15 protein-coding genes are annotated in these 16409 nt (G+C 60.5%); 5 read left to right on the top strand and 10 right to left on the bottom strand.

The annotated features are described in order from the left end of the window. The first annotated feature begins 6 nt into the window (after nt 1-6). From WNY80_RS04465 to WNY80_RS04450, 4 genes are read left to right on the top strand one after another with little or no spacing between them, the layout of a single operon-like run. Nucleotides 7-1311, top strand: a complete 1305-nt coding sequence (locus WNY80_RS04465; protein ID WP_342886312.1) for a cytosine deaminase — start codon at nt 7-9, stop codon at nt 1309-1311. 3 nt (nt 1312-1314) lie between these two features. Beyond that, nucleotides 1315-2712, top strand: coding sequence for an FAD-binding oxidoreductase (locus tag WNY80_RS04460; RefSeq protein ID WP_342886118.1), 1398 nt, complete (start codon nt 1315-1317; stop codon nt 2710-2712). Between the two features lie 10 nt (nt 2713-2722). Beyond that, nucleotides 2723-3304, top strand: coding sequence for an NAD(P)H-dependent oxidoreductase (locus WNY80_RS04455; RefSeq protein ID WP_342886117.1), 582 nt, complete (start codon nt 2723-2725; stop codon nt 3302-3304). Then, entirely contained in the window at nt 3304-3891 is a 588-nt protein-coding gene (locus WNY80_RS04450) for an NAD(P)H-dependent oxidoreductase (RefSeq protein ID WP_342886116.1), read from the top strand. Before WNY80_RS04455 ends, WNY80_RS04450 begins: the two co-directional genes overlap by 1 nt. Nucleotides 3892-3928: 37 nt before the next feature. On the opposite strand, the gene maiA is transcribed toward WNY80_RS04450, so the two are convergent. From maiA to hmgA, 7 genes are all read right to left on the bottom strand, one after another. Further along, entirely contained in the window at nt 3929-4564 is a 636-nt protein-coding gene (gene maiA, locus WNY80_RS04445; protein WP_342886115.1) for a maleylacetoacetate isomerase, read from the bottom strand. Nucleotides 4565-4574: 10 nt separating this feature from the next. Beyond that, nucleotides 4575-5117: a VOC family protein gene (locus WNY80_RS04440; protein WP_342886114.1), complete on the bottom strand. Its 543-nt coding sequence runs from the start codon at nt 5115-5117 to the stop codon at nt 4575-4577. 16 nt (nt 5118-5133) lie between these two features. After that, nucleotides 5134-5328: a DUF2783 domain-containing protein gene (locus WNY80_RS04435; RefSeq protein WP_342886113.1), complete on the bottom strand. Its 195-nt coding sequence runs from the start codon at nt 5326-5328 to the stop codon at nt 5134-5136. 3 nt (nt 5329-5331) lie between these two features. After that, nucleotides 5332-6939: an FAD-dependent oxidoreductase gene (locus WNY80_RS04430; protein WP_342886112.1), complete on the bottom strand. Its 1608-nt coding sequence runs from the start codon at nt 6937-6939 to the stop codon at nt 5332-5334. Nucleotides 6940-6987: 48 nt separating this feature from the next. Continuing rightward, the gene (locus WNY80_RS04425; protein WP_342886111.1) at nt 6988-7938 is read right to left on the bottom strand and encodes an MBL fold metallo-hydrolase; all 951 of its coding nucleotides are present in this window, start codon (nt 7936-7938) and stop codon (nt 6988-6990) included. Between the two features lie 9 nt (nt 7939-7947). Next, the gene (locus WNY80_RS04420; RefSeq protein WP_342886110.1) at nt 7948-8958 is read right to left on the bottom strand and encodes a fumarylacetoacetate hydrolase family protein; all 1011 of its coding nucleotides are present in this window, start codon (nt 8956-8958) and stop codon (nt 7948-7950) included. A gap of 183 nt (nt 8959-9141) precedes the next feature. After that, complete coding sequence (hmgA, locus tag WNY80_RS04415) at nt 9142-10473, bottom strand: homogentisate 1,2-dioxygenase (protein ID WP_342886109.1); 1332 nt, start codon at nt 10471-10473, stop codon at nt 9142-9144. A gap of 470 nt (nt 10474-10943) precedes the next feature. Here hmgA and WNY80_RS04410 point away from each other — a divergent pair, with 470 nt between their 5' ends. Next, nucleotides 10944-13262 carry a methyl-accepting chemotaxis protein gene (locus WNY80_RS04410; protein WP_342886108.1) on the top strand — a complete coding sequence of 773 codons (2319 nt, stop codon included), beginning with the start codon at nt 10944-10946 and terminating at the stop codon, nt 13260-13262. A 73-nt stretch (nt 13263-13335) separates the two neighbouring features. Here the strand turns inward: WNY80_RS04410 and mmsB are convergent, their stop codons facing one another. Genes mmsB through WNY80_RS04395 form a run of 3 tightly spaced genes read right to left on the bottom strand, consistent with a single transcriptional unit; the run spans nt 13336 to nt 16405 of the window. Continuing rightward, nucleotides 13336-14190, bottom strand: a complete 855-nt coding sequence (gene mmsB / locus WNY80_RS04405) for a 3-hydroxyisobutyrate dehydrogenase (RefSeq protein WP_342886107.1) — start codon at nt 14188-14190, stop codon at nt 13336-13338. Nucleotides 14191-14237: 47 nt separating this feature from the next. Next, nucleotides 14238-15260, bottom strand: coding sequence for an enoyl-CoA hydratase/isomerase family protein (locus tag WNY80_RS04400; RefSeq protein ID WP_342886106.1), 1023 nt, complete (start codon nt 15258-15260; stop codon nt 14238-14240). Then, on the bottom strand, nt 15257-16405 hold the full coding sequence (locus WNY80_RS04395) for an acyl-CoA dehydrogenase family protein (protein WP_342886105.1): 1149 nt from the start codon (nt 16403-16405) through the stop codon (nt 15257-15259). Before WNY80_RS04395 ends, WNY80_RS04400 begins: the two co-directional genes overlap by 4 nt. Between the last annotated feature and the right edge of the window lie 4 nt (nt 16406-16409).

Below are 16409 nucleotides of genomic sequence, written 5' to 3'. Positions count from 1 at the left end.
ACCTTGATCCTGCCCGAAAATGGCACCTACACGCTGAGCAATCTCCGGCTGCACCGGTCCCACCTGGATAATATCGAAGGCTTTGACTTCGATACCGAAGGGTTCTCGATGGCAGCGATTGAAATCGCTGACGGTGCGATCAGGGCAATTCATGCAGCCGGTACGAAGCCCGTGGACACATTTGCGGTCGATTGCCGGGGCGGCATCGCCTATCCGGCCTTCGTCGATTGCCACACCCACATCGACAAGGGCCACATCTGGGCCCGCAAACCCAACCCAGACGGCTCCTTTCCGGGCGCGTTGAGCGCAGTTGGCGACGACCGCAAGGCCCGCTGGACAGCGGAAGATGTCGATCGGCGGATGGAGTTCTCCCTTGCCTGCGCCTATGCCCACGGCACCAGGGCGCTCCGCACCCACCTCGATTCCGTTCCGCCGCAGGAAGATATCTCCTGGCCTGTCTTCGACACCGTCAGGCAGCGTTGGCAAGGCAGGGTTGAGTTGCAGGCCGCCTGCCTCTTCGGCATCGATGAAGCGCGAAACGAGAGCTGGTTCAACCGGTTGGCGCAAACCGTTGCCCGCCACCGCGGCATTCTTGGAGCGGTCACCTACATGGTGCCCGATCTCGATACGCTGCTCGACCGCATGTTCGCCAAGGCCATCGAGCTCGGGCTCGACCTCGATTTCCATGCCGACGAGACCGATGACGTAAACGCCGTTTCGCTCGACCGTATTGCCGATGCCGCCTTGCGCCATGGTTTTGAGGGCAAGGTGCTTGTCGGCCATTGCTGTTCGCTCGCCCGGCAACCCGATGACATGGTCAAGGCGACGCTGGACAAGGTTGCCCGCGCAAACCTCTCCGTGGTCTCGCTGCCGATGTGCAACATGTATTTGCAGGACCGCCGCGCGGACGCAACGACACCGCGCTGGCGCGGAGTGACGCTGCTGCACGAAATGGCGGCCCGCGGCATCAATGTCTGCGTAGCCTCCGACAACACCCGCGACCCGTTCTACGCCTATGGCGACCTCGACGTGCTGGAAGTCTACCGCGAGGCCACCCGGATCCTGCATTTTGACCATCCGGTCGGCAACTGGCCCGCAACCGTGACCGCCAACCCGGCGCAGGCCATGCGGCTGGACGGGGCGGGCAGGCTGGCAATCGGCGCGAAGGCGGACCTGGTGCTGTTTCGCGGACGTAGCCTGACCGAACTTCTGTCGCGCCCGGAAAGCAACCGAACCGTGATCCGGGATGGCAAGGCAATCGAGAGCACCCTGCCCGACTATTCCGACCTTGATGATTTGATGGAGCCCTGAGCCATGGACATGACCGCACTGATCGCCGATCTGGACGGCATCCGCATCGAGCAGAACGACAAGATCATCCAGCAGAAGAGCCGGGATTTCTACTGGTACTCGCCGGTGCTCAAAAGCCAGCTCGATCATGTCACTGCAGACCTTGTCGCCTCGCCCCGGAGCGAAGAGGAACTGATCCGCATTCTCAAGGCCTGCTACCGCCACAATGTTCCCGTCACCCCGCGCGGCACCGGCACCGGCAATTACGGCCAGGCCATGCCGCTTTCCGGCGGCGTGGTGTTGAGCCTCGCAGACCTCAATGAGATCAAAGAGATATCCCTCGGTCGGGTGATTTGCGGACCCGGCGTCATCTGTTCCGACCTCGACAAGGCCGCCCGCGCCGCGTCGGGCCAGGAAATGCGCATGCATCCCTCCACCGCCCACACCGCGACCATCGGCGGTTTCATTGCAGGTGGCTCGGGCGGTGTCGGCTCGATTTCCTGGGGCGGATTGCGCGATTTCGGCAATGTCATCCGCCTGCGCGTGGTCACCATGGAGGAAGAACCGCAGGTCCTCGAACTCACCGGTGAAGACCTGCACAAGGTCACCCACGCCTACGGCACCAATGGCATCATCACCGAAATCGAAATGCCGCTGGCGCCTGCCTATGACTGGGTCGATGCCATTGTCGGCTTTGACAGCTTTGACGAAGCGACCATCTACGCCAACGCACTGGCGCGCCAGGATGGCATCCTGACCAAGCTGATCTCGGTGATCGCCGCCCCCTGTCCGTTTGACTATTTCAAGCGTCACCAGAAATTCGTCTCCGGAGGCCAGAGCGTGGTTCTGGTCATGGTGGCACCGCACAGCCACGACGCCTTCAAGGCGTTCACTGCGCGTAACGAGGGCGAGATCGTTTTTGACGCCACAACCGCGGGCGATCTGAAGGGCCTGCCGCCGGTGTTCGAGTTGGCCTGGAACCACACCACCCTGCGTGCGCTCAGGGTTGATCCGGCCTGGACCTATCTGCAGACGCTTTACCCGTTTCCCAACCAGCTTGAACTGACATCGAAGATGGACCGCATGTTCCCCGGCGAAATGATCTCGCATCTCGAATTCGTCCGGTTCGATGGTGACATCACCTGTTTCGGCCTGCCCCTGATCCGTTTCACCACCGAACAACGGCTCGACGAAATCATCGATCTGCACAATGCCAATGGCTGCCCTGTCTTCAATCCGCACCGCTACACACTGGAAGAAGGCGGCATGAAGCAAACCGACGAGATCCAGCTGGCCTTCAAGCGCCAGTCCGACCCCAAGGGCCTGCTCAATCCCGGCAAGATGATTGCATGGGATGACCCGGACTATGATTTCGATGCCGGCAAGGTCTGGTTGTTCAAGGGCCTGAAACAGGCAAGCTGAGGCACTTCAAATGCGCGTTCTCGTGGTCCATGCCCACCCTGTGGCATCGAGCTTCAATGCAAGCCTGTTTCGATTGACCGTCGAAAAGCTGAAGACCAACGGCCACGAGGTCGATGCCATCGATCTTTATCAGGATGGCTTCAACCCGGTCATGAGCGAGACCGAACGGCTCAACTACCATGATCCCGAAACCAACCGGCAGCCGGTAGAAACCTATGTCGAGCGACTGCTTGAGGCCGAAGCGTTGGTGCTGGTCTATCCGGTGTGGAACTACGGTTTCCCGGCCATTCTCAAGGGCTGGTTCGACCGGGTGTTCCTGCCCGGCGTTTCCTTTGGCCTGGTCAATGGCAAGGTCCGCCCGACACTGCACAACATCGGCAAAATCCTGGTCGTCACCTCCTATGGCGGATCCCGCTTTCGCTCCTGGCTGATGGGCGATCCACCGCGCAGGATTGCCAATCGCATGTTGCGTGCAACGGTCAAGCCCGGTGCGCCGGTGGGCTACCTCGCCCATTATGAAATGAACCTGTCCACCGACAAGACGCGGCATGCCTTCATGTCGAAGGTGGAACGTGCCCTGGACAAAATCTGATGCGTATTCTTCTCGTCTATTGCCACCCTGTGCCCGAAAGCTTTTGCGCCAGCGTCCGCGACACGGCCATGCAGGCCCTTGCAAAGGCCGGTCACGAGGTTGATCTTCTCGATCTTTATGCCGAGGGCTTCGAGCCGGTAATGCCGGCCGATGAGCGCCGCCATTACAACGAAATGAAACTGGCCGACCACCCGTTCCCCGGTCATGCCGAACGGTTGCAGGCGGCAGAGGGCTTGCTGTTCGTCTATCCAACCTGGTGGTACGGCCTGCCAGCCATGCTGAAGGGCTGGCTCGACCGGGTCTGGACGCCGGACCTGACATTCCGGATCCCCGATGGACCGGGGCCGATCGAGCCGCTGATGACCCACATCAATTTCCTGGGCGTGATCACCACCTGCGGTGCGCCGCGCTGGTGGTCCTATGTCGTGGCCCATCCCGGAAAGCGCACGATCCTGCGCGGCATGCGCGCACTATGCGGCAAACGCTGCCAGCGCCTGTTCATGGCGCACTATCTGATGGACAAATCAACGCCGGAAAGCCGCGCAAGATACCTTGCAGCCGTCGAGAAACGGCTAGCAAGGCTGTGATGGCAAGCCAGAACATCCCGATCACGGGCCCGATGCCCTAGAAGTTGTTCTTGTCCGGATGCGCGTTGGCAAAGCCTGGCAGCTGATCGCAGGTAGCCCGGATTGCCGTAATCCGTTTGAAACCCGAAAGATCAACGCCCCACCTGTCGGCATTGAAAAGCTGCGGGATCAGGCAGATATCGGCCAGCCCCGGCGTATCGCCATGGCAAAATACGCCGGTTGATGGATGATCGAGCATCTTTTCGAAAGCCGCCAGGCCCTGGCCGATGAATTTCTGCATCCAGGCCAGCCGCACCGCATCGCCGCCGCCGGTGAGTTCCATCACGTGTGCAACTACATTCAGATTGCAGACAGGATGGATATCCATGGCGATGGAGTGCGCCAGCGCCCGTACCCGCGCCCGGTCCGCCGCATCATCCGGCAGCAGCGAAACGCCGCGGGTTTCAACCAGATACTCGATGATGGCCAGCGACTGGGTCAGCATCAGCCCGTCGATTTCCAGCGCCGGCACCAACCCTTGCGGATTTCGTGCCAGATGGGCGTCCCCCCTGTGCTCCCCGTCAAGCAGGTTCACGACGACCGGCGTGTAGTCGATACCGGCAAGATTGAGTGCGATCCGAACCCGGTAGCTCGCCGTCGAGCGCCAGTAGTCGTAAAGAACGGGCGTGTCCATCAACTGGTCCTCATGCCTTTGACAATTCCCTGGCGTGCAGCCAATCGGCGTGCTTGGGCGCCCGCTTGGTCTTCGACCATTCCTCGAGCATGTCCCATTTGACCTCATCGAGCCGCTTGATCATCGCTTCTTCCTCGGGATCCGGGCAAGCCAGCTCAATCCGGTGGCCGTTCGGATCGAAGAAATAGATCGAATGGAAGATCGAGTGGTCGGTCACGCCCAGAACCTCGATGCCATTGGCCTCGAGTTTCTCCTTGAACGCCAGCAGCGTGTCGCGATCCTTCACCTTGAAGGCAATATGCTGAACCCAGACCGGGGTATTTTCGTCGCGCCCCATCTCCGGCTTGGTCGGCAGTTCGAAAAACGCCAGCACATTTCCGTTCCCGGCATCAAGGAACACGTGCATGTAGGGATCGGGCTCATGTGTCGAAGGAACCTCATCTTCGGCAATGGCGAGAACGAAATCCATGTTCAGATTGTCGACATACCAGTTGACGGTTTCCTTGGCGTCCTTGCAGCGATAGGCCACATGGTGGATCTGCTCGATTTTCATGGCGTTTCTCCTCCGTTCAATCTTTCAGGGCTGCCGCTTTCAGGGCTTCGGAAAGCACCTCTCGGTCGCCTATATGATTGGCGAGCAGCAAGATCAGCCGGGCGTTCAATGCGTCGCTTTGCTCTTTGCTCAGCCCTTCGTGGACCGAGAGCAGCTCGGCGTAAAATTCATCGGGCCCCTTGATGTTGGCCTCGGTTTTGAGCGCAGTCATCCCTTATCTCCCGATCGCTTTGAGAACCGCCGCCTTGACCGCCGTCTCGTCATAATGGTCCCAGCGCGCCGCCACGTGCTGATCCGGCCGGATCAGGTAGACCGCCTTCGGGGCATCGCCGAGATAACGCTGCCGGAGGTAACCATCGGCATCATCGGCGGTTGAAAGAGCAAGCGACGTAACCTTCACCCCATCGACCACGAGCGCATCAGGCACCGTCTCGCCGATTGACATCAGCTGAAAACCGAACCCGGTCTGATCAAGCAGCCATCCGGCCGGAACCGGTGCGTCGACCATTGGCGAACCCGGGCGGGTGCGCTCTGGCATTCCGGTGCAATCAGGGCCGTTGAGCGGAGAGCCGTCATAGGTGCAAGGAACCGACAAACGGCCCGAATTGACCATCGGCCGCGTCGCCTCGTAGCGTTCGGACAGATCCAAAACCGCATCGCGGAAGATCCGGCTGATTTCCGATTTCGGCGTGATGAAGTCGGTCGAGCGCGACGAATTGAGGATGTTTTCCTCTGCTCCGTGGATCCGCTCCGCGTCGTAACTGTCAAGTAACGTAATTGAAGACTTACCATCAAGGATAAGCTTCAGCTTCCAGGCGAGGTTGTCTGTGTCCTGCAGCCCGGAATTCGCACCGCGTGCGCCGAATGGCGAGACCTGGTGCGCGGCGTCACCGGCAAAGATCACCCGTCCTTCATGGAACCGGTCCATCCGGCGGCACTGGAAGGTGTAGATCGAACTCCATTCAAGCTCGTAGCTGATCTCCTCGCCGAGCATGGCCTTGAGACGCCGGTCGATGTTTTCGGGCTTCAGCTCTTCCTCGCGGTCGATGTCCCAGCCGAGCTGAAAATCGATGCGCCAGACATTGTCCGGCTGCTTGTGCAACAGCGCCGACTGGCCGCGGTTGAACGGCGGGTCGAACCAGAACCAGCGTTCGGTCGGGAATTTGGCTTCCATCACCACGTCGGCAATGAGGAAGTTGTCCTCGAACACCCGGCCGACGAAATCCAGCCCCATCAGGTTCCGGATCGGCGACGCCGCCCCGTCGCACGCGACTGCAAAGTCGGCACGCAGCCTGTATGGGCCGTCGGGCGTGCTGATTGTCAGCTCGGTGCTGTTCTCGTCCTGGGATACGTCGACAACCTTGTTGCCGCCGCGCAACTCGATCGGCTTGCCGGCTGCCTGCAGTTCGCGCACCCGTTCGACCAGATACTGCTCGAGATAATATTGCTGCAGATTGATGAAGGCCGGGCGTTTGTGTCCCTGCTCGGGCAGCAGGTTGAAACCGAACACCTGACGTTCGTCGAAATAGACCTTGCCGAGGTTCCAGACCACGCCCTTGTCGACCATCGGGTCACCACACCCCAGCCGGTCGAGGATCTCGAGCGGGCGCTTGGCAAAACAGATGGCCCGCGATCCCCAGCTGACCTTGTCGTTCTCGTCGATCACGACGACGGCCACATCCTGCATCGCAAGATCAATTGCCAGAGCCAGTCCTACCGGACCGGCGCCGACCACCACCACCGGATGGTGCACCGGCGTTGCGGCATCCTGATCGGCCGATCGTTGATAGGGATACAGCGGTACTTCAAATATTTTGCTCATGACACCTCCCGGACGGCAAGGGGCGGACCACGCCGCCCCCGAAAGTCCTCAGCCCTGCAACTTCGCCCACATCTCCGCATCGCGTTCCGCGGTCCAGATCCGTGGCGTGTCGATGCCGCGGGCCTCGTCATAGGCACGGGCGACATTGAACGGCAGGCAGTGTTCATAGATCGCGAAGTCCTTGAACTTCGGATCGCATTCGGCCCGCACCGCATCCCACGCTTCCTTCAGCGACCCGCCGCGCGCCACGACCTTGGCGACCGGACGATAGGTGGAATCGACAAAATCACGTGTGCTGTCGATGGCGGCATCCACCATCTCGCGGCCGACGAGTGCGTCGCCACGGCCCGGTCCGATCGCCTGAGGATCGAACGAGCGGATCATGTCCAGCGTATCGCCCCAGTCGTCGAAATGGCCATCGCCGCAATAGCAGGCGGAGTGATACTCGACGATGTCGCCGGTAAACATCACTTCTTCATCAGGCACCCAGGCAACGATGTCGCCAGCAGTGTGGGCACGTCCGAGATGCATCAGGTCAACCTTGCGCTTGCCCAGATACACGGTCATGCGTTCGGAAAATGTGGTGGTCGGATAGGTCAGGCCGGGAATGCTCTCATGGCCCTGAAACAGTCTCGGGAAACGCTGGAATTCACTGTCCCAGTCTTCCTGGCCGCGTTCCTCGACCATCGAACGGGCAACATCGCCCATGATCACCGTCGGCGCCTGGTAGGCGGACGCGCCGAGCACGCGCACGGCGTGATAGTGTGTCATCACCAGATGGCTGATCGGCTTGTCGGTGACCGAGCGGATCTTTTCGATCACCTTGCCTGCCAGCCGCGGGGTGGCCTGTGCCTCGATCACCATGACGCTGTCATCGCCGATGATCACTCCCGAATTGGGATCGCCCTCTGCGGTAAATGCCCAGATGTCGCGGCCGATCTCGGTAAAGGAGATGTTCTTTTCCGTCATGTCACCGGCGGATGCGAATTTCTTGCTCATTGATATATCCTAAGCTTTCTCAACTGTTTGCTCGATGGCGCCGAAAATGGAATTTCCATCGGCATCTTTCATCTCGATGCGCACCGTGTCGCCGAAGCGCATGAACGGTGTCACTGGTTTGCCCGACGCGATCGTCTCGATCATGCGGATCTCGGCAATGCACGAATAGCCCGCGCCGCCTTCGCTGACAGGCTTGCCCGGATCTCCCTCCGGTCCCTTGTTTGAAACCGTACCCGATCCGATGATCGTGCCGGCGCACAGTGCGCGGGTTTTCGCCGCATGCGCGATCAGCCGCGGAAAATCGAATGTCATGTCGACCCCGGCATTGGCGCGTCCGAAGGCTTCGCCGTTGAGATCAACCTCCAGCGGCAGGCTGAGTTTGCCGCCATCCCAGGCGTCGCCCAGCTCGTCAGGCGTGACTGTCACCGGCGAAAACGCCGAGGACGGTTTGGACTGGAAGAAACCGAAGCCCTTTGCCAGCTCTGCCGGGATCAGTCCACGCAGGCTGACATCGTTGACCAGCATCACCAGCTGGATTGCCTCGCGGCAGGTATCGATGTCGGCACCCATCGGCACGTCGCCGACGATCACCGCCACTTCGCCCTCGCAGTCGATCCCCCAGGCTTCGTCAGCCATCCGGATCGGTCCGCGCGGAGCCAGGAAGGCGTCCGAACCGCCCTGGTACATCAGCGGCTCTTCCCAGAAGCTGGCAGGCATCTCGGCGCCGCGTGCCTTGCGCACCAGTTCGACGTGATTGACGTAGGCCGAACCGTCGGCCCATTGATAGGCCCGCGGCAGCGGCGACAGCGCATCGCGCTCATGAAACCGCTCGGACGGTTCCCCACCGCTTTCCAGCATCTGTGCCACATCCTGAAGCCGGGGCGCCACATGCTTCCAGTCATCCAGCGCCGCCTGCAGCGTACGCGCGATGTGCGGAACCCCGGAGGCGCGCGTCAGGTCGCGCGAGACGACGACCAGACGTCCATCCCGGCTGCCGTCACGAAGAGTGGCTAGTTTCATGCGATGTTCCTTTGTGGTTCGGCAGATGCGACCGGCAGGTCCGGTCCATCACGCCCCATTGTCTTTTCCCGGGTCTCTTCCCGGAGCGGGATAAACCGGCCCCGGTCAACAGGAGCGCGGGCCAGTGTCAGCACGCCGGGAGTGCCGGCCCGCTTTCGCAGCCCGGTCAGACCCGGCGACGGTTCACTTGGCGCCCGACCAGCCGCCGGCTTCCGGCGTGCCGTCAAATTTGCGTTCGATCCCCTCCCAGCAATTCACATAGCCGGTCTGAAGCGTTTCAAGTTCCGCCGCATAACGGGTCACCATCTGCGGGAAACGGGTTTCGAACATGAACGCCATCGTATCCGACAGCTTGACCGGTTTGAGCTCAACCGTCGAGGCCTTTTCGAAGGCATCATGATCGGGGCCGTGCGGCATCATCATGTTGTGCAGGCTGACACCGCCGGGCACGAAGCCTTCTTCCTTGGCGTCGTACTGACCTTCGATCAAGCCCATGAATTCACTCATGATATTCCGATGATACCAAGGCGGACGGAAGGAATGCTCGGCCACCATCCAGCGCGGCGGGAAGATCACGAAATCGATATTGGCCGTCCCCGCCTCGCCCGAAGGCGCCGTCAGCACGGTGAAGATCGACGGATCAGGATGGTCAAAGCCGATCGCACCCACCGGCGAGAAGGTTCTCAGGTCATACTTGTAGGGCGCGTAATTACCGTGCCAAGCCACCACATCGAGCGGAGAATGGCCAATTGCAGTGACATGGAACACGCCGCACCACTTGATATGCACCAGGCATGTGGTTTCCTTGTCTTCATAAGCCGCTACCGGCGTCTTGAAGTCGCGCGGGTTTGCCAGGCAGTTGGCGCCGATCGGTCCGCGTTCGGGCAGAGAGAACTTGGCGCCGTAGTTTTCGCAGACATAACCACGTGCCCGCTCAACACCCTCGGCCCGCTTCACCTTGAACATCATGCCGCGCGGCAGCACCACGATCTCCAGCGGCGCAACCTCGATGATCCCCATCTCGGTGAAGATTGTCAGTGCGCCTTCCTGCGGAACGATCATCAACTCGCCATCGGCATCGAAGAAATAGTCATCCTCCATGTCCGCCGTCAGCGCATAGATATGGGTGGCCATCCCGGTCTGCCCGACCACATCGCCGGCAGTGGTGATGGTGCGCATCGAATCGAGAAAATTCACCGCACTATCCGGATAGGGCATCGGATCCCAGCGCCTCTGGCCCAGCGAGAGGATATCGGGCTCCTGTTTCGGCGCCGACAGCCAGTAAGGCCGGTCAATCACTCGGAAATCGGTGGTGTGGCGCACGCTGGGACGGATCCGGTACAGCCATGAGCGCTCGTTGGTTCCGCGCGGCGCGGTAAACGGCGAGCCGGAAAGCTGTTCGGCATACAGGCCGTAAGCACAGCGCTGCGGCGAATTCTGCCCCTGCGGCAGAGCGCCAGGCAGGCTTTCGGTTTCAAAGTCGTTTCCAAAACCCGGCATATAGGCAAGCGACATTGGAGCACTCCGATAACTGTTCAAATCAGTGGCTATAAAATCAGTTGTAAATGTAACTATCAAGGCTTGAAAGTTTGAACGGCGGCTACAAACCTGCATTTGTCGCGTGGAATTTGGTCTGAGGCGGCGTGCGCTCTTGTCCGGCACAGGGCGGCAGGTTTTGCCGTTCCGGCGCCGGACCCGTTTTGGGCCCTCTCAGGAAGCCAGTTCCCTTGATGAATCTTCGCAATTTGCGTTGCTGAGATCATAATTAAAACGATAACTTCCAATAGGATAGCCGTTGCACTTCTAAATTTCGAAGGGGCCGATTCATTTTTCGGAAACGATAAAACAATATCGGAAAATTCGAGGCTAAACAAAGGTGCGAGATGTAGTCGCCACCGGGCCTGCAATAACCATGATGGATCCTCTCACAATTTGTTCGGTCTGCATTTCGCTACCCGCGAATGCGCAATTTGAGGACAAGTCGCATGCTCGGCTTTACCAACAGATCTCTCTCGACAAAACTCATTGCAGTTGCCGGCGCTACCGTCGCATCTGTCCTTCTCATCTCGAACTACGTCCTGATCTCCAGCACGGAACAACACGTTGAAGCACTCGTGTTTGATCAGGCCCAGGTCGAAGCAAAAGCCATTGCGGCCAACATTGCCGGCGAAATCGGTGGTCTTGCAACTGCCGCAGCCACCATGGCAGCGATCACCGGAAATGGTCATGCCGAAAGTGACCTCGACAGGACCGGGATCATCAATTTGGCCAAAGCCACCATGCAGACGCATGACATGGCCTTTGGCGCCTGGTTTGCGGAAGCCGAAAACCAGTTTGACGGCCACCAGGCCGACTTTATCGACAACAAGGAAATGGGCGGCAATTCGAAAGGAGCCTTCAGCCCGTACTGGACCAAGACCAGCAGCGGTGAAATCCACTTCTCGACTTTCGACATCGATCCTGCCGCCGCATGGTACGCAATGTCGGCAACCAGCGGCAAAGGCGCCATCACACCGCCATACCTGGCTCAGGGCGCATCTGTTCCGACCACGTTGAGTTCGATCACTTTCCCGGTCAAATCCGGCGGCAAACTGATCGGCGTGTCGGGCATCGACGTTTCGCTCGCCTCGCTTTCGGACAAGCTGTCGAAAATGCGCCCGTTCGAATCCGGCCGCGTCATGCTGGTCTCACAGGACAGCAAATGGCTTGTCGGTCCGACACAGGACGCCATGATGACCGATTTCGACGCCGAGGGTCAAGCAGAGGTCAAGGCCGCCCTCGATCGCGGCGTATCAGCCACGCTCCGTGACCTTGCAGGTCAAGGCGGCGCCACCATCCACCGTCTTGTGTATCCGTTCGAACTTCCCGGCGTGAATGCAAGCTGGGTTGTTCTCGTCGATATCCCGGATGCTGCAATTGCAGGTCCGGTCATGCAGCAGACCTACATGATGATCATTGGCGGCCTGATCGTTCTCGGTGCTGTGCTGCTGGGCATCTTCGCTTCGGTAAACCGGCTCGTCAAACGTCCGCTCGATCAGCTCGTCGCCGATGTGAAGATCCTCAGCAACGGCGACTACGAAAAGCCGATCAACGGTCAATCGAGTTCGGATGAAACCGGAGCCGTCGCCCGCGCGCTGGAAGGGTTCCGCCATCGTCTCGCTGAATCAGACCAGCTTGAATCCCAGGCTGCACGAGACCGTGAGAGTGCGGAGCGCGCCCGTGAAACCACGGAAACCGAGCGCGCCAGTTCGGCAGCCCTGCAGAAGCGGATTGTTACCCGTCTGGGCACCGGTCTTTCCCGGCTTTCGGCTGGTGACATGACCCATCGGATTCACGATGAATTCCCCGGCGAGTACGCCCAGTTGCGCGAGGATTTCAACTCCGCCATGGAAAGCCTCGAGCAGACCCTCAAGACGGTCAACACTTCGGTGGCCAACATCACGTCGGGCACCGGAGAAATGAGCACGGCGGCCAACGACCTGTCGATGCGCACGGAGAAACAGGCTGCAAGCCTCGAAGAAACCGCCGCCGCCCTGGACCAGCTGACATCGCAGGTCAATGCCAGCGCCGAAAACGCCAGAACGGCGGCACAAACGGTCCAACACACCAACGAAAGCACCAACCAGTCAGGCGCCGTCGTTGAAAAGGCCGTTCACGCCATGACCGCCATCGAGCAATCCTCCCAGGAGGTTAGCCGGATTATCGGCGTGATCGACGAAATCGCGTTCCAGACCAACCTGCTGGCCCTCAACGCCGGTGTCGAGGCGGCTCGTGCGGGCGAAGCCGGCCGCGGTTTCGCGGTTGTCGCACAGGAAGTGCGCGAACTGGCCCAGCGATCAGCTTCGGCCGCGAAGGAAATCGCCACCCTGATCAAGACGTCGGCCAGTGAGGTTGAACAGGGCGTCGAATTTGTCGGCCAGACCGGTGAAGCGCTCCGTGACATCTCAGCCCAGGTGGTCAAGATCAACAGCCTGATCCAGGAGATTTCCCAGTCGGCATCCGAGCAGGCCGTCGGTATCCAGGAAATCAACCAGGCCATCAACCAGATGGACCAGGTGACCCAGCAGAACGCCGCCATGGTGGAGGAAACAAACGCTGCCAGCCTCGCGCTCAACAATGAAGCCCGGGGACTTGGTGAACTTGTCTCCAACTTCCAGCTCTCCGGGACACCCTCATCCTCGGATCTGGCTGCCATGGCCACGAAAATGCGCGAACCGGGCGCACATCCCGTGACGTCGAAGGCACCGGCACGGACAAGTTCCGGTGGCAAAGCTGTGGTCGGCGCTGATTGGAGCGAATTCTGAGAGGAAAGCTTCCAGCGTAACGAACCACGACAAAAAAAAGGGGCCGGATGGCCCCTTTTTTTACGTGTCAATATTACTTCAGCTTCTCGATCATTGCAGAGAAATCGCGCCCCTTGCCGTCACCGGCGACAAACGCGTCATAAAGTTCCGTGGCCCGGGCCCCCATCGGCGTCTGCGCCGAAACGCTCGAAGCTGCCTGTTGCGACAACTTCAGATCCTTGAGCATCAGTTCTGCCGCGAAGCCCGGCTTGTAGCCATTGTCAGCCGGACTTTGAGGACCGACACCGGGCACAGGGCAATAGGTATTGACCGACCAGCAGGAACCCGACGAGGTCGAGACCACATCGAACAGGCTTTGTGCCGAAAGCCCCAGTTTTTCGGCCAGCGCAAAGGCTTCGCAGGTGCCGATCATCGAAATGCCGAGCAACATGTTGTTGCAGATCTTGGCCGATTGTCCTGCACCCGCCGCGCCGCAATGCACGGCTTTCTGGCCCATGATGTCAAACAGCGGCGCAGCACGGCCAAAGGCTTCGTCGCTGCCGCCGGCCATGAATGTCAGGGTCCCACCGGCCGCCCCGCCGACGCCGCCCGAAACCGGCGCGTCGACCGAAAGCAACCCTGCAGATTTCGCCATCTCGTGCGCCGCCTTTGCGCTGTCGACATCGACGGTCGAGCAATCGATGAAGACCGCGCCCTTTGCGCCGGCCGGAACGATCTCGGCATAGACGGACCGCAGGATGTCGCCGTTGGGAAGCATGGTGATCACCGCATCCTGTCCGGTGGCTGCTTCCGCCGCCGATCCGGCGCTCGCAGCGCCTTCAACGCTCACACCCGCGACATCGAAGCCGGTCAGATGGTGGCCGGCCTTGATCAGATTGGCCGCCATCGGTGCGCCCATATTTCCAAGTCCGATGAATCCGATTTTCATGACGTCCTCCCTGCCAATTGTTCCGGTATTTGACGGCAACAGCCGCGCTAGAAACTGATATCGCCGCCAGCTGGTGCAGACAGCATTGCCGCCACGGTCTCGGCCGGCACGTCCTCGACGCTCGCGTGACGCCAGCGCGGGTTTCTGTCTTTGTCGATGATCGCGGCGCGAATGCCCTCGACGAAATCACCCTCGGACGCACTGCGCGAGGTAAAGCGGTATTCGTGGCAAAGGGCTGAACCGATATCGTTGCTTTCACGCGCCCGTCGCACGAGCTCAATGGTGCAGTTTGTCGACAGCGGCGAGCCGGCGCGTATGGCCTTGGCGGTTGCCGCACCCCACTCGTCTCCAGGCAGCGAGGCCAGTATCTGCGCAAGCGTGTCCTTGCCGAAATGCGCATCCACCTGCGCACGCAACCCCATCAGCGGACCGTCTTCCGGATCGCGCGCCAACGACGTCACCGCCGACCAATCGCCGGTTTCGATCAGCGTTTCGGTCAATCCGGGCCATTCGGCCTCGGGGATGAAATAGTCTGCAAAACCGGCAAGGATCGCGTCAGATGCGTTCATCCGGTAACCGGTCACGCCAAGATATTCGCCCAGCCGCCCCGGCGCCCGCGCCAGAAGCAGCGTCCCGCCGACATCGGGCACAAGCCCGACCGCGCATTCGGGCATCGCAATCTTCGAGCTTTCACCCACGACCCTGTGCGAGCCGTGCAGCGACACCCCGACACCGCCACCCATGGTGAACCCCTGGCACAGCGCGATATAGGGTTTGGGATAGGCCGCGATCTTGGCATTGAGCCGGTATTCGTCACGCCAGAAGGTCCGGCCCGCATCGAAGTCGCCCTTGGAGGCGGTGTCATACATGAACTGAAGATCGCCGCCGGCGGAGAACGCCTTGTGTCCTTCCGCGTCGATCAGAACGCAGACGACATCATCGTCATCGCGCCAGCCATCAAGTGCGGCTTCAATCGCCAGCACCATGTCGTAGGTCACGGCATTGAGCGCCTCGGGCCGCTGCAACGTGATCTGACCGATGCGCCCGATCTTGCGGATGCGGATGCTCATGCAGCGCGCTCCGCCAGCAACGCCCGCGAAACGATCAGCCGCATGATCTCGTTGGTGCCTTCCAGAATCTGGTGCACGCGAAGATCGCGAACGATCTTTTCAACGCCGTAGTCCGCCAGGTAGCCGTAGCCGCCGTGCAGCTGCAGCGCGTCATTGGCAACATTGAACGCCGTATCGGTGACAAACCGCTTGGCCATGGCGCAGAACTTGGTCGCGTCCGGGGCCTTGCGGTCGAGCTTGCTGGCTGCCTGGCGCAGGAAAATCCGTGCCGCCTGCATCTCGGTTTCCATGTCGGCAAGCCGGAACTGCAGTGCCTGGAACTGATCGATGGTTTTCCCGAAGGCTTCGCGTTCGCCCATATAGGCCAGCGTCTTGTCGAGCGCCGATTGCGCACCGCCAAGGGCTGATGCCGCTATGTTGAGCCGGCCGCCGTCAAGCCCGCTCATCGCGTAGCGGAAACCTGCCCCCTCTTCGCCCAGCAGATTGTCGGCCGGGATCACACAATCATCGAACTGCACCTGCGAGGTCGGCTGCGACCGCCAGCCCATCTTGTTCTCCGGCGCACCGAAGGAAAGACCCGGCGTGCCGTCCTCGACAACGACAGCGGAGATGCCCTTGGGGCCATCCGCACCGGTCCGTGTCATCACCAGGTAGAGATCGGAAAAGCCGCCGCCGGAGATGAAGGCCTTGGTTCCATTGAGCTTGTAGCCCTCATTGGTCCGCTCTGCCCGTGTCCGCAGCGCCGAGGCATCAGACCCGGAGCCCGGTTCGGTCAGGCAGTAGGAGGCAATCTTGGTCATCGAGACGAGATCGGGCAGCAACCGCGCCTTCATCTCGTCCGAACCGTAGGACGACACCATCCAGGTGCACATGTTGTGAATCGACAGGAACGAGGCGACCGACGGACAGGCCATCGACAGCGCCTCGAACACCAGCGTTGCATCCAGCCGGGTCAGCCCCGAGCCGCCGTCTTTCTCCGGCACATAGATAGCGGCAAGCCCGAGGGCTGCGGCCTCTTCGAGCACCGAGCGCGGAATCGCCTCTTCCTTTTCCCACTGTGCCGCGAAAGGGGCGATTTTCTCGGCGCCGAAATCCCGCGCCATATCGAAGATCGCCTGTTGTTCCTCGTTCAGTTCAAAGTCCATGGCA

It is taken from the genome of Hoeflea sp. AS16 (assembly GCF_038900095.1).
Classification (GTDB): Bacteria; Pseudomonadota; Alphaproteobacteria; order Rhizobiales; family Rhizobiaceae; genus Hoeflea.
Note: the sequence above shows the minus strand (reverse complement) of the source record. Positions and strands in the feature narration are given on the sequence as shown.